We start from the raw sequence: 19,161 nt of genomic DNA on the forward strand, positions 1-19,161 counted from the left end.
TTACCCCCGGAAGCGGTACTGGTCGAGGGAGGCGGCGTGCATCTCAATCGAGAAGCCCGGCGCGTGCGGCGGCATATAGGCTGCGCCACGGATCTCGCACGGCGTGACGAAATGCTCATGCAGGTGATCCACATACTCAATCACCCGCCCTTCATGCGTCCCGGCGATGCAGAGGTAGTCGATCATCGACAGGTGCTGCACGTACTCGCACAGCCCGACGCCGCCCGCATGGGGGCAGACCGGCAGGTTATAGCGCGCGGCCATCAGCATCACCGCCAGCACCTCATTCACGCCCCCCATCCGGCAGGCGTCGATCTGCACCACGTCAATCGCGCCGCGCATGATGAACTGCTTGAACATAATGCGGTTCTGGCACATCTCGCCGGTCGCCACTTTCACCGGCGCGACGGCCTCACGGATTTTGCGGTGGCCTTCGATGTCATCCGGGCTGGTCGGCTCCTCAATAAACCACGGCCGGGCGAACGCCAGCTTGTTGACCCAGTCGATCGCCTCATCCACTTCCCACACCTGGTTGGCGTCAATCATCAACTGTCGGTCGGGGCCAATCACCTCACGGGCGATGCGCACCCGGCGGATGTCATCCTCCAGGTCGCGCCCGACCTTGAGTTTGAGGAAGGAGAAGCCGGCGTCCACCGCCTGTTGGCAGAGGCGGCGCAGCTTCTCATCCGGGTAGCCGAGCCAGCCCGCCGAGGTGGTGTAACAGGGGTAACCTTCCGCCAGCAACGTTTCGCGCCGTTGCGCCTGTCCTTCGGCGCGCTCGGTCAGCAGACGCAGCGCCTGCTCCGGCGTGATGCAGTCGGTGAGGTAACGGAAATCGATGCAGCGCACCAGCTCCTCCGGCGACATATCCGCCACCAGTTGCCACAGCGGCTTGCCGCAGGATTTCGCCCATGCATCCCACACGGCGTTGATCACCGCGCCGGTCGCCAGATGGATCGCGCCCTTGTCCGGCCCGATCCAGCGCAGCTGGCTGTCACTGGTGAAACGCCGCCAGAACGCGCCCATGTCCGCCGTGATCGCCTCCAGAGACTGCCCGACGATCTGGTGCTCCAGCGCCCGGATGGCGGCACAGCAGATCTCATTGCCGCGGCCGATGGTAAACGTCAGGCCGTGGCCGCTCAGCGTTGGGTCATCGGTTTCCAGAATCACATAGGCGGCGGAGTAGTCCGGGTCCGGGTTCATGGCGTCGGAGCCATCCAGCGCCTGCGAGGTGGGAAAGCGGATATCTTCAACGCGCAGGGCGGTAAACTGGGTCATGGGTGCCTCGCTTTCAGGTCTAATGGTCAGGCCACTGACCGGCTAAAAAGAGCCTGAAGGTCAGGCCAATTTGGTTGGAAATGTTATTGCTTACCCGGCGGCGGGGTTTGCTAAAATGGGCACCGGCTGCACAAAACATCATCAACGCGGATTCAGTTTTTACACGCCGATAACAATTCCTCAAGGGCGACAACCGGGAATTGGTGGCTGAATCGCTTAACCGACCACAGGGAGACGGGCCACCATGCCGATTACCAGACTGGAAAACCCGCGGCTTTACCGGCAGATAGCCGATCAGTTGCGCGGGTTGATTGAGAAAGGGGAATTTCCGCCCGGCAGCCGGTTGCCGTCGGAGCGCGATCTGGCGGCGCAAATGCAGGTGAGCCGCGCCTCGGTGCGGGAGGCGCTGATTGCGCTGGAAGTGGTGGGGCTGGTGGATGTGAAGGTCGGCAACGGCGTGATCGTGCGCCACCCGCCGGTGGCGGCCTCACCGGAGCCGGTGATGGCGCAGGCCGGGCGCGGCCAGTGGGGCGAGCTGGACGAGGAGCTGGGGATTGACCTCGACCTGAACAGCGAGCTGCCGCCTTTTTCGCTGTTACAGACCCGCCGCCTGATCGAGCCGGAAACTGCCGCGCTGGCCGCGCGTTACGCCAGTGCAGACGAGCGCGCCGCCATCCGCGCTGCTTACCTGCGCAACTGCGAGGATAACCGCGCCGGCTCGGAAACCCACCCCGGTGACCGGCTGTTCCACATCCGCATTGCCCAGGCCAGCGGCAACCCGGCTTACGCGTTTATCATCGGCCACTTGCTCGGCCACCGTTACGGCAGCATGTTCCGGGTGTTGCAGCGTAATTACACGCCGGAGGATATGCCGCACCGCTCCGAGCAGGAGCACCGGGCGATCCTCGACGCCATCGAGGCGGGGGATGCCGCGGGGGCGCGGCGGGCGATGAAAGCGCACCTCGATGCGGTGATAGCGGTGTTTTCGCGGCAGGGCTAAGGCGGCCCTGCTGCCGCCACTGGGTGTGAAGTGGATTGTTTCGGTTGTTGATAAGGTGGCTTGTTTCGGTTGTTTATGTGCGGTGGATGAGTTCTTTTTGATCGAGGTGTGTTGCGTTGGCAAACGCCTGCATTCCTTCTGCGGCTCCGCTGCCGCCACCGCGCAAGGGGCGCGTAAGCGCGCGCCCCTTGCATCCCCGCGCCTTGGGTGATCCGGCAGAATTATTGCCCGCGTAGCGGGTTCCCTCCTTCGGCCTCCGGGCTAATCGGGCCGGGACAGACACGCTCCCAGCGTGGCTGTCCCTCTCGCGGGCGTCCTGCCCGCTCACCCGGCCCTGCGTCCTCGTCGGCAATAATTTAATGCCCCCACCAGACTGCAAATTCTTGGCTATGTAAGGAAAGAGTAGATAAGGCTTTTTTAAAATTTGTGAAGAATGCAGACACGTTGCCGCATGAAAATTCGGTATGAGAGCAAACACGCCGAGCGACTTAAAACCTCCCCCTATTATTTCCTCACAGACTTATTAGTTTGCAAAAGTGGTGGGGGCGTAAAAATCATTGCCGAATGGAGCCGCAGGGCCGGGCGAACACACCGACCATCCAATAATCCTCCACCTACTATTTCCTTACATACCCTTTGATTTGCAGGGCGGTGGGGGCGTAAAAATCATTGCCGAGTGGAGCCGCAGGGCCGGGCGAGCACACAAGGATGTGTGCGAGAGTCGCAGCCACGCCGGGAGCGTGTCTGCGGCGGCCCGATTAGCCCGTAGGCGAAATGAGGGGACACGCGGGAGCGTGCAATGATTCAGCCAGGGCACCGACAGCGCGCGGGTGCAGGGCCGGCGCGCCGGCAGGCCCTGCTCGGTTGAGGCTCGGGGAGCCGGGTAGACAATTACACATGAGCAACCGAAACAAGCCACTTCACGCCCGGTGGCGGCCACGAAGCCGCAGAAAGACGGCAGGCGTCTGCCAACGCAACATACCTCCCCCATAAAAACAAAAAAGCCCCATATTGGGGCTTCTTTCTACTTTGGCAGAAAAAAACTATCTCCGCTTCAATAACAAAAACACACTTATCAGCAAAAACAGCAAACTCGGCAACAATGCGCCGAGAACCGGCGGAATGTTATACACCAGGCTTAACGGCCCAAAAATCTGATCCAGTACGTAGAACAGGAAACCGAAACAGATCCCGGTCACCACCCGCACGCCCATCGGCACACTGCGCAGCGGGCCGAAAATGAACGACAGCGCCATCAGCATCATCACCGCCACTGACAATGGGGAGAAAATCTTACTCCACATGTTCAGCTGGTAACGGTTCGACTCCTGCCCGCTCTGGCTCAGGTATTTGATGTAATTGCGCAGGCCGCTGATCGACAACGCATCCGGGTCGAGCGCCACCACGCCCAGCTTGTCCGGCGTCAGGTTGGTTTTCCATACGCCGTTCAGCGTCTGGTGGCCGGTGATAAATTTCCCGCCCAGACCGGATTCGTCTACCTGCGACAGCTTCCACTCGCGCGCGTCAGCATCAAAAGTGGCGCTGGCCGCGTAACGTACTGACAACAAATGGTTCTCTTTGTCAAAGTGGTAAATATTGACGCCGGACAGCTCATTCTCGCCGGACAGGCGCTCAATAAAGATAAAGTCCGGGCCATCTTTCGCCCACAGGCCGCTCTGGGTCGAAAGCAGCGAACCGCCGTACATCATCTGCGCCCGGTAGTTACGCGCCATCTGCTCGCCCTGCGGCGCGACCCACTCGCCAATCGCCATCGTCAGCAGCACCAACGGGATCGCGGTCTTCATCACTGACGCGGCAATCTGCATCCGCGTAAAGCCGGAAGCCTGCATCACCACCAGCTCGCTGCGGGTCGCCAGTGCGCCCAGCCCCAGCAGCGCACCCAGCAGCGCCGCCATCGGGAAGAAAATCTCGATGTCTTTCGGCACGCTGAGCAGCGTGTACAGCCCCGCGCCGGTGGCGGAGTAGGCACCCTGCCCCACTTTGCGCAACTGATCGACAAACTTGATAATGCCGGACAGCGACACCAGCATGAACAGCGTCATCATGATGGTGTTAAAGATGGTTTTCCCGATATAGCGATCCAATACGCCAAACATTACGCGGCTCCTTTAAAACGCGCGCGCAGGCGGCGCACCGGCACCGTATCCCAGGCGTTCAGCACCAGCGCCAGCACGAAGTAGGCGGCGTTGGTCGCCCACATCCACACCATCGGGTCGAACTTGCCTTTTGCGCCGTTGGAGCGCAGCGAGCTTTGCAGCAGGAAGAAGATCAGGTAAAGCAGCATCGCCGGCAGCATACTCAGCACCCGGCCCTGGCGCGGGTTCACCACGCTGAGCGGCACCACCATCAGCGCCATCAGCAGCACGGAGAACACCAGCGTCAGCCGCCAGTGGAACTCGGCGCGCGCGTCCGGCGTGGTCGCCTGCCACAGCTGGCCCATGCTCATCTGCTCCGCTTCGGTGGTGTTGTCCAGGCTCACGGTCTGGTGGCCGACCACCGCCAGGTAGTTGTTGAAATCCGTCACCCGGAAATCACGCAGCATCGCGGTGCCTTCGTAACGCGTGCCCTGGTTTAAGGTCACGGTCTGCGAGCCGTCCGCGCGCTGCTCCATGTGGCCGCGATCCGCCACCACCACTGACGGGCGCTGGTTGCCGTTCGGCCGTAACTGCGCCAGGAAGACATTATGGAACTCCTTGCCCTTCACACTGCCGACAAACAGCACCGCGTTGCCGTCCTGCGAGGGCTGGAACTGCCCTTCCACCAGCGCCGCCATGCTCGGGTTGGCCTTGGCCTCCGCCAGCACTTCGTCCTGATGTTTTGATGACCACGGCCCAAGCCAGAACGCGTTGCCCGCCGCCATCACCGCCGTCAGCAACGCCAGCAGCAGCGCAGAGACAATCAGCACTTTCTTGCCCAGCCCACAGGCGTGCATCACGGTGATTTCACTTTCCGTATAGAGTTTGCCGAACGTCATCAACAACCCAAGGAACAGGCTGAGCGGCAAAATGAGTTGTGCCATTTCAGGCACGCCCAGCCCCATCAGGGAGAGGACCAGATTTGTTGGGATATCGCCATCGACGGCTGCGCCCAGTACCCTGACCAGCTTCTGACAGAAGAAGATCAGCAGCAGGATGAACAGAATCGCAACCTGGCTTTTGAAGGTTTCCCGTACCAGATATCTAATGATGATCACGCTTAATACGCCTGTGAAAACTTGTCTTTTTGCAGGAAAATCGCTAGTTTCTTCGCTAATGCGCCATTTATTCTCATCATATGGCCACCTTCATAGCTAAAATAGCATTAAAACATCTCGTGTTAGGGTGCCCTATAGGAACATGCCTATAGCCGCCGAAAACAGAATAAATTACGCCGTTCAGGTTAACATCCGCAGTTAACACAATGACGAAGGTTTGTTGCGGAGTGCGTCATTCTAGCCGCAGCTCCCGTCGTTGTCTTTAAGATTCAGGAGAGTGCATGGAGTTCAGTGTAAAAAGCGGTAGCCCGGAAAAGCAGCGCAGCGCCTGTATTGTAGTCGGGGTTTTCGAACCTCGCCGCCTGTCGCCGATTGCCGAGCAACTCGATAAAATCAGCGATGGCTACATCAGTGCCCTGCTCCGCCGCGGCGAACTGGAAGGCAAAGTAGGCCAGACGTTATTGCTGCACCATGTGCCGAATATCCTCTCCGAGCGGATCCTGCTTATCGGCTGCGGCAAAGAGCGCGAGCTTGATGAACGCCAGTACAAGCAGGTGATCCAGAAGACCATCAATACCCTGAACGATACCGGGTCGATGGAAGCGGTCTGCTTTTTAACCGAGCTGCACGTCAAAGGCCGCAATACTTACTGGAAAGTGCGCCAGGCAGTGGAAACAGCCAAAGAGTCGCTCTACACCTTCGACCAGCTCAAAAGTAACAAAGTTGAGCCGCGCCGCCCGCTGCGCAAAATGGTGTTCAACGTGCCGACCCGCCGTGAGCTGACCAGCGGCGAGCGCGCCATCCAGCACGGGCTGGCCATTGCCGCCGGGGTGAAGGCCGCCAAAGACCTCGGCAACATGCCGCCGAACATCTGTAACGCCGCTTACCTCGCCTCGCAGGCGCGCCAGCTGGCTGACGCCTTCAGCACCAACATCACCACCCGCGTCATCGGCGAACAGCAGATGAAAGAGCTGGGCATGAACGCCTATCTGGCGGTGGGCCAGGGTTCGCAGAACGAATCATTGATGTCAGTGATGGAATATAAAGGCAATCCAAACCCCGACGCTAAGCCGATTGTGCTGGTCGGCAAAGGGCTGACCTTTGACTCCGGCGGTATCTCCATCAAGCCTGCCGACAGCATGGACGAGATGAAATATGACATGTGCGGCGCGGCCTCCGTGTATGGCGTGATGCGCGTGGTGGCAGAGCTGAACCTGCCGCTGAACGTGGTCGGCGTGCTGGCAGGCTGTGAAAACATGCCGGGCGGGCGCGCGTTCCGGCCGGGCGACATCCTGACCACCATGTCCGGCCAGACGGTGGAAGTGCTGAACACCGATGCCGAAGGCCGCCTGGTATTGTGTGACGCACTGACCTACGTTGAGCGTTTCGACCCGGAGCTGGTGATTGACGTGGCGACGCTGACCGGTGCCTGCGTGGTGGCCCTCGGCCATCAGCTGACCGGGCTGATGTCCAACCATAACCCGCTGGCGCATGAGCTGATCAGCGCCTCTGAACAGGCGGGCGACCGTGCCTGGCGTTTGCCGCTGCATGAGGAGTACCAGGAGCTGCTGGACTCCAACTTCGCGGACATGGCCAACATCGGCGGCCGTGCCGGTGGCGCCATCACCGCCGGGTGCTTCCTGTCCCGCTTTACCCGCAAATATTCGTGGGCGCACCTGGACATCGCCGGCACCGGCTGGCGCTCCGGCAAGGCCAAAGGCGCGACCGGCCGCCCGGTGGCGCTGCTGACCCAGTTCCTGCTGAACCGCGCCGGCATGAGCGGCGACGAGTAACCGCCCTTCCCGCCGCCGGGGCACCTTTCCCGGCGGCAGTGCGGCGTACCGGGGCGGCTGCGGCCGCCCTCGCTATTCCGGCACCCGCTTTATCGATTGACCAATGGCACTTCTATGAAAAACGCAACGTTCTACCTTCTGGAGAGTGACACCGACGCGAACGGGATGATCGCCCATGAAGCCCTGGCCTGTGATCTGGCCGCTGCCCGCTGGCGGGCCGGTAAACGGGTGCTGATCGCCTGTGAGGATCAACAGCAGGCGCAACGGCTGGATGATGCGCTGTGGCAGCGCGAACCCGACGCGTTCGTGCCGCACAATCTGGCAGGTGAAGGGCCGCGGTACGGCGCGCCGGTGGAGATCTGCTGGCCCGGCAAACGCGGCAACGCCCCGCGTGACCTGCTGATAAGCCTGCTGCCGCAGTTCGCAGATTTTGCCACTGCTTTCCATGAAGTGATAGACTTCGTCCCTTACCCGGACACCCTGAAACAGTTGGCGCGCGACCGCTATAAAGCCTATCGCAGCGTCGGCTTTCATCTGACCACGGCCAAGCCGCCAACTTACTGATATCAAAGCGAAATGGAAAAAACATACAACCCGCAAGACATCGAACAGCCGCTCTACGAGCACTGGGAACAGCAGGGCTACTTCAAGCCGAACGGCGACGAGAGCCAGGAGAGCTACTGCATCATGATCCCGCCGCCGAATGTCACCGGCAGCTTGCACATGGGTCACGCCTTCCAGCAAACCATCATGGACACCATGATCCGCTACCAGCGTATGCAGGGGAAAAACACCCTGTGGCAGGCGGGCACCGACCATGCCGGTATCGCCACGCAGATGGTGGTAGAGCGCAAAATTGCCGCCGAAGAGGGCAAAACCCGCCACGACTACGGCCGTGATGCCTTCATCGACAAAATCTGGCAGTGGAAAGCGGAATCAGGCGGCACCATCACCCGCCAGATGCGCCGCCTCGGTGACTCCGTGGACTGGGAGCGCGAGCGCTTCACCATGGACGAGAACCTGTCGCTGGCCGTGAAAGAGGTGTTTGTCCGCCTCTATAAGGAAGACCTGATCTACCGCGGCAAACGCCTGGTGAACTGGGACCCGAAACTGCGCACCGCGATTTCTGACCTGGAAGTGGAGAACCGCGAGTCCAAAGGCTCCATGTGGCACCTGCGCTACCCGCTGGCCGACGGCGCGAAAACCGCCGAAGGCAAAGACTACCTGGTGGTCGCCACCACCCGCCCGGAAACCGTGCTGGGTGATACCGGCGTGGCGGTGAACCCGGAAGACCCGCGCTACAAAGACCTGATCGGCAAAGAGATCATCCTGCCGCTGGTAGGCCGCCGCATCCCGATCGTCGGCGACGAACATGCTGATATGGAGAAAGGCACCGGTTGCGTGAAAATCACCCCGGCGCACGACTTCAACGACTATGAGGTCGGTAAGCGCCACGGCCTGCCGATGATCAACATCCTGACCTTCGACGGCGACGTGCGCAACGTGGCGGAAGTGTTCGACACCAACGGCCGTGAAAGCAGCGAGTGGAGCAACGCCATCCCGGCGGAATTCCAGGGCCTGGAGCGCTTTGCCGCGCGTAAAGCCGTGGTGGCTGCCTTCGACGCGCAGGGCCTGCTGGACGAAATCAAACCGCATGACCTGACGGTGCCGTATGGCGACCGCGGCGGCGTGGTGATTGAGCCGATGCTCACCGACCAGTGGTACGTGCGCACTGCCCCGCTGGCGAAAGTGGCAGTGGAAGCGGTGGAACAGGGCGAAATCCAGTTCGTGCCGAAGCAGTACGAAAACATGTACTTCAGCTGGATGCGTGACATCCAGGACTGGTGCATCTCCCGCCAGCTCTGGTGGGGCCACCGCATCCCGGCCTGGTATGACGAGGCGGGTAACGTCTACGTCGGCCGTGACGAAGAAGAAGTGCGCCGCGAGAACAACCTTGACGCCACCGTGGCGCTGAGCCAGGACGAAGACGTGCTGGACACCTGGTTCTCCTCCGGGCTGTGGACCTTCTCTACCCTGGGCTGGCCGGATCAGACCGCTGACCTGAAAGCGTTCCACCCCTCCAGCGTGGTGGTGAGCGGCTTCGACATCATCTTCTTCTGGATCGCCCGCATGATCATGATGACCATGCACTTCGTGAAAGACGAAAACGGCAAGCCGCAGGTGCCGTTCCATACCGTCTACATGACCGGCCTTATCCGTGACGACGAAGGTCAGAAGATGTCCAAGTCCAAGGGCAACGTGATTGACCCGCTGGACATGATCGACGGCATCTCGCTGGAAGACCTGCTGGAGAAGCGCACCGGCAACATGATGCAGCCGCAGCTGGCAGAGAAGATCCGCAAGCGTACCGAGAAGCAGTTCCCGAACGGCATCGAACCGCACGGCACCGACGCCCTGCGCTTCACGCTGGCGGCGCTGGCCTCCACCGGCCGCGACATCAACTGGGACATGAAGCGCCTGGAAGGCTACCGCAACTTCTGTAACAAGCTGTGGAACGCCAGCCGCTTTGTGCTGATGAACACCGAAGATCAGGATTGCGGCCAGAACGGCGGCGAGATGCAACTCTCGCTGGCGGATCGCTGGATCCTGGCGGAGTTCAACCAGACGGTGAAAGCCTACCGTGAAGCGCTGGACAGCTACCGCTTCGACCTGGCCGCCGGTATCCTCTATGAGTTCACCTGGAACCAGTTCTGTGACTGGTACCTGGAACTCGCCAAGCCGGTGATGAACGGCGGCACCGAGGCTGAACTGCGCGGCACCCGCCACACGCTGGTGACGGTGCTGGAAGCGCTGCTGCGCCTGGCGCACCCGATCATTCCGTTTATCACGGAAACCATCTGGCAGCGCGTGAAAACCCTGAAAGGCATCACTGCCGACACCATCATGCTTCAGCCGTTCCCGGCGTATGACGCAGAGCAGGTTGACGCGCAGGCGCTGGCCGATCTGGAGTGGATCAAGCAGGCGATCATCGCGGTGCGTAACATCCGCGCTGAGATGAACATCGCGCCGGGCAAACCGCTCGACGTGCTGCTGCGCGGGGCGGACGCCAACGCGCAACGCCGCGTGACCGAAAACCTGAGCTTCATCAAATCACTGGCGCGCCTCGACAGCATCACGCTGCTGGCCGACGGCGACAAAGGCCCGGTGTCGGTGACCAAGCTGGTGGAAGGCGCTGAACTGCTGATCCCGATGGCCGGCCTGGTGGACAAAGCCGCCGAGCTGGATCGTCTGGCGAAGGAAGTGGCGAAGCTGGATGCGGAAGTGAGCCGCATTGAAGCCAAGCTCTCTAACGAAGGCTTTGTGGCGCGCGCGCCGGAAGCCGTGGTGGCGAAAGAGCGTGAGCGCCTCGACGCCTGCGCTCAGGCCAAGGTGAAACTGCTGGAGCAGCAGGCGACCATCGCCGCGCTGTAACCACGACGTTCTGCCGCTAAAGCCAGCCTCCGGGCTGGCTTTTTTATTTTGCATTTGTGACAGAGTGCGTAATAGTAACCGGATCCTGTGGCCGCCCACCCCGGCACCGTCAGTGCGCGGCGGCACACGCCATTGCTTCGTTTAACAGCCTGAGTACACCATCATGACCATTGCAACGCCGTCACGTGTCGTTATCCGCCCCCTGACCGCCGCAGACAACGCCGCCATCGCGCAGGTGATTCGCCGGGTTTCCGCAGAATTTGGCCTGACGGCAGACAAAGGGTACACCGTTTCTGACCCGAACCTTGACCACCTCTATGATCTCTACAGCCAGCCGCGCAGCGCCTACTGGGTGATCGAGGCCGACGGCGCGATCGCCGGCGGCGGCGGCATCGCCCCGCTGGCAGGGGCAGACGCTGACCTCTGTGAGCTGCAAAAAATGTATTTCCTGCCGATCCTGCGCGGCCAGGGGCTGGCGAAAAAGCTGGCGTTGCAGGCGATGGCGTTCGCCCGCGAACAGGGCTTTGCCCGTTGCTACCTGGAAACCACCGCCAGCCTGACGCAGGCCGTGGCGCTGTATGAACGCCTGGGCTTTGAGCACATCAGCGGGCCGCTGGGCAACACTGGGCATGTAGACTGCGAAGTCACCATGCTGAAAACGCTGTAACCCGTGGGCGCGGCTGTGCGCCCCCCCTCCTTCACCCCGGAAGCCCGTGATGTTTAGTTACCAAGAAATTACCCACCTGAACGAGCTGGAACTGCTGGTCTACCATTACGTGCTGAAGCACCGGCAACAGGTGATCTACATGACCATCCGCGAACTGGCGGAGGAAGTGGGCGTCTCGACCACCACCGTGCTGCGGTTCTGCAAAAAAATGGGCTATGCCGGATATTCGGAATTCCGTGTGCGTTACAAGTTGTTTTTGCAACAGGCGCAGGCGTCCGTGCCGGAATTCGGCATCAGTGAGATCATCCACTATTTCCACAGCATTAATAATGATGCGTTTGACCAGCAATTAAATGCCGCGGCGACGATTATTGCCGAAAACGAGCGGATTATTTTTGTCGGCGCCGGGACGTCCGGCACGCTGGGGAAATATGGTGCGCGTTTCTTTTCCAATGTCGGGAAATTCAGTACCCATATTGATGACCCTTATTATCCGGTCAACAGCGACATGTACCGGAAAGCGGTGGCGATTATCCTGTCCGTTTCCGGCGAGACGCAGGAGATTCTGCGGATTGCCAGCCAGTTTAACCTGCACCAGTGCAAAATCATCAGCATAACCAACGGCGACAACTCGTCGCTGGCGCGGCTGGCGGACCTGAATATCCCTTACCATATGCCGTATGTGTTGCTGCCGGGCAATCACAATATCACCACGCAGATCCCGGTTCTCTATATCCTCGAGACCCTGGGCAAGAAACTGGCCCGCCAGATCCCCGCGTTATAATATTCCCGCCGCGCCGCCCGGAAAAACAGCCTGTTATTTCCCGGTGACATATCACGCGGCGTGCGCGGTGTTATAACGTGACTTTATTTGCCTGCTTTGCCAGACTCACTTTTATTTACCGAAAGGGAGCAGAGCATCATGGCAAAGCAAGGTTTACCGGGTAACTTCCTGTGGGGCGGCGCGGTAGCGGCGCATCAGGTTGAAGGCGGCTGGGATCAGGGCGGCAAAGGCGTGAGCATCGCGGATGTGCTCTCCGGCGGCGCGCACGGCGTAGATCGCGTGATGACGGACGGCATTCAGGAAGGCTATTCCTACCCGAACCACGAGGCGGTGGATTTCTACGGCCGCTACAAAGAGGACGTGGCGCTGTTTGCGGAGATGGGCTTCAAGTGCTTCCGCACCTCGATCGCCTGGACGCGCATCTTCCCGAACGGGGACGACGCCCAGCCGAACGAAGCCGGCCTGCAATTCTATGATGACCTGTTCGACGAGCTGCTGAAATACGGCATCGAGCCGGTGATTACCCTGTCGCACTTCGAGATGCCGTGGCATCTGGTGAAAGAGTACGGCGGCTGGAAAAACCGCAAAGTGGTGGATTTCTTTGTGCGCTTCAGCGAAGTGGTGATGCAGCGTTACCAGCACAAAGTGAAATACTGGATGACCTTCAACGAGATCAACAACCAGCGTGACTGGCGTTACCCGTTGTTTGGCTACTGCTGTTCCGGCGTAGTGTTCACCGAGCATGAAAACCCGGAAGAGACGATGTACCAGGTGCTGCACCACCAGTTTGTCGCCAGCGCCCAGGTGGTGAAACTGGGCCACGCGATTAACCCGGCGTTCCAGATTGGCTGTATGCTGGCCTGCGTGCCGGTCTACCCCTACTCCTGCCACCCGGATGACATGATCTACTCGGTAGAGGCGATGCGTGAACGCTTCCTGTTTACCGATGTGCAGGTACGCGGCTACTACCCGTCTTACATCCTGAAAGAGTGGGAACGCCGCGGCTTCACCATCCAGATGGAACCGGGCGACGAGCAAACCCTGCGTGAAGGCTGCACCGACTACATCGGCCTGAGCTACTACATGAGCAACGCCGTCTCCACCCAGATCAGCAGTGAAAGCCAGAGCATCGTCAGCTTCCCCGGCAGCGTGCCGAACCCGCACGTCAAGGCGTCTGACTGGGGCTGGCAGATTGACCCGGTGGGCCTGCGCTACTCGCTGAACCTGCTCTATGAGCGCTACCAGAAACCGCTGTTTATTGTGGAGAACGGCTTCGGCGCCATCGACAAACCGCAGGCCGACGGCAGCATCAACGATGATTACCGCATCGCTTACCTGAAATCGCACATTGAACAGATGATGAAAGCGGTCACGGAAGATGGCGTCGAACTGATGGGCTACACGCCGTGGGGCTGCATCGACTGCGTCTCCTTCACCACCGGCCAGTACAGCAAGCGTTACGGCTTTATCTACGTCGACAAACATGACGACGGCACCGGCACCCTGGCACGTTCCCGCAAAGCCAGCTTTGACTGGTACAAACAGGTGATCGCCAGCAACGGCGACACGCTGTAACCGCGCGGCCATAAAAAAAGCCCCTTTACGGGGCTTTTTTGTGCGGCTCAGCAATTAATGACGTTTGCCGTCATCATCTTCGTCGATGATGTCGTCGTCTTCATCGTACTCATCGCCCTCTTCGCCGTCCGGGTCTTCAAAGTAGGTGCCCCAGCCGTCGTAATTCACGTTGCAGCGCTCGGCCAGCGCCACCAGCTGCTCAACCTGCGCGTCAATGATTTCCGGCTTCAGCGCCACTTCGCTGACCACGTCACAGCACATCAGCTTGGTGCCGTCTTCAATTTCCAGCTCTTCGGCGTCGGTCACTTCATAACCCAGCTTGAAGGCTTCAACGGCGGCCTGCTCCAGCACCTCAAACTTCTCTGCCGAGAGATGGTGTTCAATAGTGTAAAGCGCATCGGGATCGCTGCCATCATCCAGCAGTTCTTCGATGATCAGACGGGTTTCTTCACGCTGTTCGTCCAGCAATTCGCGGTTTGCCATGCCTAAGTCCTCAGTCAGTGGGCGTATCTGTGCGCATTCTCCCACAGCACCGCCATCGCCTCCACAACAAACATGAAAGATTTGTCAGGCAGGGTTGCAATTGCATATTCATACATATAATGTGAATTTTAATTCACCTTAAACCGATTGAATGCCAGGAGAACCGTGCGATGAGCGCCTTCTATAAACGTCATTTCCTCAGATTACTGGATTTTACCCCGGCCGAGATTACCACCCTGCTGGATCTCGCGGCCTCCCTGAAAGCCCAGAAAAAACAAGGGACTGAAACGCCCCGCCTCACCGGCAAAAATATCGCGCTCATCTTCGAAAAAGACTCGACCCGTACCCGATGCTCTTTCGAAGTTGCCGCGTTTGACCAGGGCGCACGGGTGACTTACCTCGGCCCCAGCGGCAGCCAGATCGGCCACAAAGAGTCGATCAAGGACACGGCGCGCGTGCTGGGCCGCATGTATGACGGCATCCAGTACCGCGGCTACGGCCAGGCGATTGTCACCACGCTGGCACAACAGGCCGGGGTGCCGGTGTGGAACGGCCTGACCGACGAGTTCCACCCGACCCAGTTACTGGCGGATTTGCTGACCATCCGGGAGCATCTGCCGGGGCGGCCGTTACAGGGGGTGAAGCTGGCGTATCTCGGTGATGCGCGTAACAACATGGGCAACTCGCTGCTGGAAGCGGCGGCGCTGGTCGGGCTGGACTTGCGGCTGGTGGCCCCGACCGCCTGCTGGCCGGATGCCGCGCTGGTGGCCCAGTGCAAAACGCTGGCGCAGCAGAACGGCGGCGACATCACCCTCACGGAATCGTGCGAGGCCGGGGTGGCACAGGCGGATTTCCTCTACACTGACGTCTGGGTGTCGATGGGCGAACCAAAAGAGAGCTGGCCGGAACGCATCGCCCTGCTGCGTGATTACCAGGTCAACATGGCGCTGGTGAAGCAAACCGGTAACCCGCAGGTGAAATTCCTGCACTGCCTGCCGGCCTTCCATGATGACCAGACCGTGCTCGGCAAACAGATGGCGGCGCAGTATGGTTTGCACGGCGGCATGGAAGTCACCGATGAGGTGTTTGAATCGGCGCACAGCGTGGTGTTTGACCAGGCGGAAAACCGCCTGCACACCATCAAAGCGGTGATGGTGGCCACCCTCTCACCTGACGCGTAATCCCCCCGGCGGCGGCACTTTTTATGCCGCCGCCCTTCACATCAGCTTGCACTTTTCCGCTGCTTTTGCCGCCGCTGCGCTTATTTTTCGACTACCCTTTTTTTGATACCAGCCGAAAAAAGGAAGGGTTATGAGCGCCAACAAACTGGAATTTGCGCAACGGTTAGAGAAACTGCTTGGCTACGTCTACCCGCGTGAACACATCGGCGATGTGTTGCGGCAAATCTTCCGGTTGGTCGCCAAATGGCAATACGGTAAACACCCCAATCCGCACTGGGTGGACGGCAACACCGTGTATCTGATCACCTATGGTGACAGCATCCACCATGCCGATGAGAAGCCTTTGGCGACGCTGAACCAGTTCGCCCACAAATACTTTGACGAAATCATCACTGACATCCATATCCTGCCGATGTACCCCTACAGCTCGGATGATGGTTTCAGTGTGATCGACTACCGCCTGATCGATGAGCATCTGGGCGGCTGGGGCGACCTGAAAACCCTGTCGAAAGGGTTTAACCTGATGTTTGACTGCGTGATCAACCACGTCTCCCGCTCCAGCGAGTGGGTGCGCGGTTTTATGCATGATGACCCGAACTATGCTGGTTACCTGATTGCTGCCAACCCGGCACTGGATTACAGCCGCGTGGTGCGCCCCCGCTCCTCCCGCCTGCTGACGCCGATGACCAAAGCCAACGGCGAAATGGTCTACCTCTGGACGACCTTCAGCGACGACCAGATCGACATCAACTTCCATAACCCGCAGGTGCTGCTGGAGAGCCTCGACATCCTGCTGCAATACGCCGCCAGCGGCGGGCAGTCGATTCGCCTCGACGCCATCGGCTACATCTGGAAAGAGCCGGGCACGCGCTGCATCCACCTGCCGCAGGTGCATAACATCATCAAGGTGTGGCGCACGGTGCTGGATTACGCCATCCCCGGCACCCGGCTGATTACCGAAACCAACGTGCCGCACCATGAAAACATCAGCTATTTCGGCCACGGCGACGAAGCGCACATGGTGTACCAGTTCCCGCTGCCGCCGCTGACGCTGCACGCCTTCCTGCGCCAGGACACCACCGTGCTGACCAAATGGGCGCACGGGCTGAGCGCCGAAGCGCGTTACCCGGAGACCACCTTCTTCAACTTCCTCGCCAGCCATGACGGCATCGGCCTGCGGCCGACCGAGACTTTCCTGGACGACAGCGAACGGCAGTTTATGGCGCAGGAAGTGATCCGCAAAGAGGGGCGCGTGTCGCACAAAGACAACGGCGACGGCACCTTCTCGCCGTATGAGCTGAACATCAACTACCTCAGCGCCCTGACGGAAAAGCAGGACAGCAACGCGCTGAAGGCGAAAAAATTCATCGCGGCCCAGTCGCTGCTGCTCGCCTTTGTGGGCGTCCCGGCGCTTTACTACCACAGCCTGCTCGGCAGTGAGAACGACGTCGAAGGGATGCACCAGTCCGGGATTAACCGCCGCATCAACCGGCAGAAGCTGGACGCGGCCAAAGTGGAAGCGGAGCTGGCGAACCCCGAGAGCCTGCGCGCGCAGGTCTACAATGGCTTGCGCCACCTGATCACCCTGCGCCGCGCCCACCCGGCCTTTGCGCCCTCTTCCGGCCAGCGCGTCCTGGATCTCGGCAAATCGCTGTTTGGCCTGGAGCGTTACGACCCGAAAAACGAAGACCGCATCAGTTGCGTGATCAACGTGACCGACCACAAGATCGACCTGGCGCTGGATGAGCAGGGCCATGAATTGATCTCCGACACGCCGTTCACCGGCAAAATGACGCTGACGCCGTGGCAGGTGGTGTGGATCCAGCACTGATGGTGCTTAAAAATATGCTTTTTTATCAGCGGCATAGCCTGATTTCACTTTAGGCAACCTTGATCAGCCTGGGAAAATGAAAAATACTGTACACATAAACAGTATAAAAAAGGGTTTTCCCATGCAGTTCATCAAAGCCGTTCTTCAGGCCGATGAGGCGTTTTCAGCGCATTTTAATGTGGTTATCCCGGCGGGTTTTCCTTCGCCGGCGGCAGATTTTGTGGAGGAACGGATAGACCTCAACAAACTGCTGATTCGCCACCCTTCCGCCACCTATTTCCTGCGTGTGGCGGGCGACTCCATGATTGACGCCAACGTGCGTGACGGTGACCTGGTGATGGTGGACAGCGCCCTGACGGCCGCCGACGGAGACATCGTGATCGCTGCCGTTGACGGCGAGTTCACCATCAAATGCCTGCAGACCCGCCCGTTCTGGGCGCTGGTGCCGATGAACCCGGCCTACGCACCGATCGTGATCCGCGAAGGGCAGGATCTGCATATCTTCGGCGTGGTCACCTACATCATCTCCCCTGCCGCCAGCCGCCACTATGTTCGCCCTGGTTGATGTGAATAGCTTTATATCAATAGGTTAGGTAAGAAGCGGGCGATGCATAGATCTTAGAGCCATGATCAAAAAGTGTGTGCCTGATCATGCTCACGCCTGATGCTTTTTTTCTGAAGCGGCGTAATATCCCCTCTTACCCTTACATACTGCAAGGATAAGCAGGCGTCTATGTTTACTCTCTATCAACGCCGTGACATCGAACGTACGCTTTCTCCAGAAGATTTCCCGCTGATTCTCTCGCCCTGGGACGCACTGGCGCAGGCAGAAACGCATTATGATCTTAATCCCCACCACTACTCATCTTGCGGTGCCTTTGAATGACCTCACCGGCTCTATTCCACCAGGGAAATGCTGAGCAGCAACGCTGTCGGGGGTTTATTCGCAGTAGAGTATGGGCAGTCAAAATCCGTTTATTGGCCCATCCCCACAGGGAAAATTTATCCGCAGAGGCAACCATGAACAGTGAAAGACAGGAACTCGTGACGCTTATTGCTGCGCTGCATGACATAGCGCAATCCTATGCGGATGCCGGGTATGAAGACCAGGCGGGGATTCGTGAAGATCAGGTCAGCGCCTGTCACCGGGTATTAGTCACCCTGGGCGGCGATCATTTTGCTGGGAGTTATCTGCCGTTCTTGCAGCAAATGAATGGCTTTGATCTTAACGGCGTGCGGTTATTTGGTTATTTCGCTGATAAAGAGGATGAGCGGGATTTACGTAAACAATCAGCCAACTTACACGCCGTGCCTGACCTGTTTCCTGATGCGTTAAAAAAGGGTGTGGTCGTTGGTGAAACGGACATGGATATCCTGTTTTTTAACCGGGAGAGCGCTGTTTATGAAATCCGCGATTTTATCGGCGTAGAACGCATAAATGAACGCCACCGCACGATAACCGGCTTGCTGAGGGCACTCATCCCCTTAATTGAATAAGTGACGTGGCATCTTGATAAAAATGGGCTTCAAAGGTACTGTTTTTATATACAGTACACTCAGGAGCCACGCTTATGCTGCTTTTCCGCCCTCGTGGGATGCACATCATCTCCCCTGCCGCCAGCCGCCACTATGTTCGCCCTGGTTGATGTGAATAGCTTTTATGCCTCGTGCGAGACCGTGTTCCGGCCCGATTTGTGGGGGCAGCCGGTGGCGGTGCTGAGCAACAATGACGGCTGCGTGATCGCCTGTAATGCGCAGGCGCGGCGGCTGGGGCTGAAAACCGGCGATCCCTACTTCAAACTGGGGGAGTATTGCCGGGCGCACGGCGTGCATGTCTTCAGTTCCAACTACACGCTGTACGCCGATATCTCCCACCGGGTGATGACCATTCTGGAAGAGATGGCACCGGCCACCGAGATCTAC

Annotated in this window: 17 protein-coding genes; 13 read left to right on the top strand and 4 right to left on the bottom strand. The window is 59.3% G+C overall.

All coding sequences use genetic code 11. From position 1 onward, the window contains the following. Complete coding sequence (locus JK232_RS21400) at positions 1-1,278, bottom strand: L-fuconate dehydratase (protein ID WP_101858033.1); 1,278 nt, start codon at positions 1,276-1,278, stop codon at positions 1-3. 244 nt (positions 1,279-1,522) lie between these two features. Here JK232_RS21400 and JK232_RS21405 point away from each other — a divergent pair, with 244 nt between their 5' ends. Beyond that, the gene (locus JK232_RS21405; RefSeq protein ID WP_101829294.1) at positions 1,523-2,278 is read left to right on the top strand and encodes a FadR/GntR family transcriptional regulator; all 756 of its coding nucleotides are present in this window, start codon (positions 1,523-1,525) and stop codon (positions 2,276-2,278) included. 1,043 nt (positions 2,279-3,321) lie between these two features. On the opposite strand, the gene lptG is transcribed toward JK232_RS21405, so the two are convergent. Both lptG and lptF read right to left on the bottom strand, forming a co-directional pair. Then, entirely contained in the window at positions 3,322-4,395 is a 1,074-nt protein-coding gene (lptG, locus tag JK232_RS21410) for an LPS export ABC transporter permease LptG (protein WP_101828797.1), read from the bottom strand. Continuing rightward, positions 4,395-5,492: an LPS export ABC transporter permease LptF gene (gene lptF / locus JK232_RS21415; RefSeq protein WP_072931828.1), complete on the bottom strand. Its 1,098-nt coding sequence runs from the start codon at positions 5,490-5,492 to the stop codon at positions 4,395-4,397. The genes lptG and lptF overlap by 1 nt, the downstream gene beginning before the upstream one ends. Positions 5,493-5,773: 281 nt before the next feature. Here lptF and pepA point away from each other — a divergent pair, with 281 nt between their 5' ends. The 6 genes from pepA to JK232_RS21445 all read left to right on the top strand — a co-directional run bounded on the left by pepA (position 5,774) and on the right by JK232_RS21445 (position 13,743). Next, positions 5,774-7,285: a leucyl aminopeptidase gene (pepA, locus tag JK232_RS21420; protein ID WP_072931826.1), complete on the top strand. Its 1,512-nt coding sequence runs from the start codon at positions 5,774-5,776 to the stop codon at positions 7,283-7,285. 114 nt (positions 7,286-7,399) lie between these two features. After that, on the top strand, positions 7,400-7,849 hold the full coding sequence (locus JK232_RS21425; RefSeq protein WP_072931824.1) for a DNA polymerase III subunit chi: 450 nt from the start codon (positions 7,400-7,402) through the stop codon (positions 7,847-7,849). 12 nt (positions 7,850-7,861) lie between these two features. Next, a complete protein-coding gene (locus tag JK232_RS21430; RefSeq protein WP_101828796.1) occupies positions 7,862-10,717 on the top strand; it encodes a valine--tRNA ligase in 2,856 nt (951 codons plus the stop codon). A 163-nt stretch (positions 10,718-10,880) separates the two neighbouring features. Continuing rightward, complete coding sequence (locus JK232_RS21435) at positions 10,881-11,384, top strand: GNAT family N-acetyltransferase (protein WP_072931820.1); 504 nt, start codon at positions 10,881-10,883, stop codon at positions 11,382-11,384. Between the two features lie 49 nt (positions 11,385-11,433). Beyond that, positions 11,434-12,168, top strand: coding sequence for a MurR/RpiR family transcriptional regulator (locus JK232_RS21440; protein WP_212589685.1), 735 nt, complete (start codon positions 11,434-11,436; stop codon positions 12,166-12,168). A gap of 138 nt (positions 12,169-12,306) precedes the next feature. After that, the gene (locus tag JK232_RS21445; protein ID WP_212589686.1) at positions 12,307-13,743 is read left to right on the top strand and encodes a 6-phospho-beta-glucosidase; all 1,437 of its coding nucleotides are present in this window, start codon (positions 12,307-12,309) and stop codon (positions 13,741-13,743) included. Between the two features lie 54 nt (positions 13,744-13,797). Here the strand turns inward: JK232_RS21445 and rraB are convergent, their stop codons facing one another. Continuing rightward, on the bottom strand, positions 13,798-14,226 hold the full coding sequence (gene rraB, locus JK232_RS21450; protein WP_072931814.1) for a ribonuclease E inhibitor RraB: 429 nt from the start codon (positions 14,224-14,226) through the stop codon (positions 13,798-13,800). Between the two features lie 170 nt (positions 14,227-14,396). Here rraB and argF point away from each other — a divergent pair, with 170 nt between their 5' ends. The 6 genes from argF to JK232_RS21480 all read left to right on the top strand — a co-directional run. Further along, on the top strand, positions 14,397-15,407 hold the full coding sequence (gene argF, locus JK232_RS21455) for an ornithine carbamoyltransferase (protein WP_072931812.1): 1,011 nt from the start codon (positions 14,397-14,399) through the stop codon (positions 15,405-15,407). Between the two features lie 130 nt (positions 15,408-15,537). Beyond that, on the top strand, positions 15,538-17,238 hold the full coding sequence (locus JK232_RS21460) for a sugar phosphorylase (protein ID WP_072931810.1): 1,701 nt from the start codon (positions 15,538-15,540) through the stop codon (positions 17,236-17,238). A gap of 121 nt (positions 17,239-17,359) precedes the next feature. After that, positions 17,360-17,803, top strand: a complete 444-nt coding sequence (umuD, locus tag JK232_RS21465) for a translesion error-prone DNA polymerase V autoproteolytic subunit (RefSeq protein WP_101828793.1) — start codon at positions 17,360-17,362, stop codon at positions 17,801-17,803. Between the two features lie 168 nt (positions 17,804-17,971). Then, entirely contained in the window at positions 17,972-18,124 is a 153-nt protein-coding gene (locus JK232_RS21470; protein ID WP_165698434.1) for a ubiquitin family protein, read from the top strand. A gap of 134 nt (positions 18,125-18,258) precedes the next feature. Continuing rightward, positions 18,259-18,735: a YrhA family protein gene (locus JK232_RS21475; protein ID WP_101834006.1), complete on the top strand. Its 477-nt coding sequence runs from the start codon at positions 18,259-18,261 to the stop codon at positions 18,733-18,735. A 132-nt stretch (positions 18,736-18,867) separates the two neighbouring features. Continuing rightward, positions 18,868-19,161 (top strand): Y-family DNA polymerase (locus tag JK232_RS21480; RefSeq protein ID WP_476739376.1); only part of this gene is annotated, 294 nt, incomplete at its 3' end.

The organism is Nissabacter archeti (assembly GCF_018257325.1).
Lineage (GTDB): Bacteria > Pseudomonadota > Gammaproteobacteria > Enterobacterales > Enterobacteriaceae > Chimaeribacter > Chimaeribacter arupi.

Bases quoted from the DNA above. Each gene is read 5' to 3' on its own strand.
- JK232_RS21400 (WP_101858033.1), bottom strand. From the start codon at position 1,278: ATGACCCAGTTTACCGCCCTGCGCGTTGAAGATATCCGCTTTCCCACC.
- JK232_RS21405 (WP_101829294.1), top strand. From the start codon at position 1,523: ATGCCGATTACCAGACTGGAAAACCCGCGGCTTTACCGGCAGATAGCC.
- lptG (WP_101828797.1), bottom strand. From the start codon at position 4,395: ATGTTTGGCGTATTGGATCGCTATATCGGGAAAACCATCTTTAACACC.
- pepA (WP_072931826.1), top strand. From the start codon at position 5,774: ATGGAGTTCAGTGTAAAAAGCGGTAGCCCGGAAAAGCAGCGCAGCGCC.
- JK232_RS21425 (WP_072931824.1), top strand. From the start codon at position 7,400: ATGAAAAACGCAACGTTCTACCTTCTGGAGAGTGACACCGACGCGAAC.
- JK232_RS21430 (WP_101828796.1), top strand. From the start codon at position 7,862: ATGGAAAAAACATACAACCCGCAAGACATCGAACAGCCGCTCTACGAG.
- JK232_RS21435 (WP_072931820.1), top strand. From the start codon at position 10,881: ATGACCATTGCAACGCCGTCACGTGTCGTTATCCGCCCCCTGACCGCC.
- JK232_RS21440 (WP_212589685.1), top strand. From the start codon at position 11,434: ATGTTTAGTTACCAAGAAATTACCCACCTGAACGAGCTGGAACTGCTG.
- JK232_RS21445 (WP_212589686.1), top strand. From the start codon at position 12,307: ATGGCAAAGCAAGGTTTACCGGGTAACTTCCTGTGGGGCGGCGCGGTA.
- rraB (WP_072931814.1), bottom strand. From the start codon at position 14,226: ATGGCAAACCGCGAATTGCTGGACGAACAGCGTGAAGAAACCCGTCTG.
- argF (WP_072931812.1), top strand. From the start codon at position 14,397: ATGAGCGCCTTCTATAAACGTCATTTCCTCAGATTACTGGATTTTACC.
- JK232_RS21460 (WP_072931810.1), top strand. From the start codon at position 15,538: ATGAGCGCCAACAAACTGGAATTTGCGCAACGGTTAGAGAAACTGCTT.
- umuD (WP_101828793.1), top strand. From the start codon at position 17,360: ATGCAGTTCATCAAAGCCGTTCTTCAGGCCGATGAGGCGTTTTCAGCG.
- JK232_RS21470 (WP_165698434.1), top strand. From the start codon at position 17,972: ATGTTTACTCTCTATCAACGCCGTGACATCGAACGTACGCTTTCTCCA.
- JK232_RS21475 (WP_101834006.1), top strand. From the start codon at position 18,259: ATGAACAGTGAAAGACAGGAACTCGTGACGCTTATTGCTGCGCTGCAT.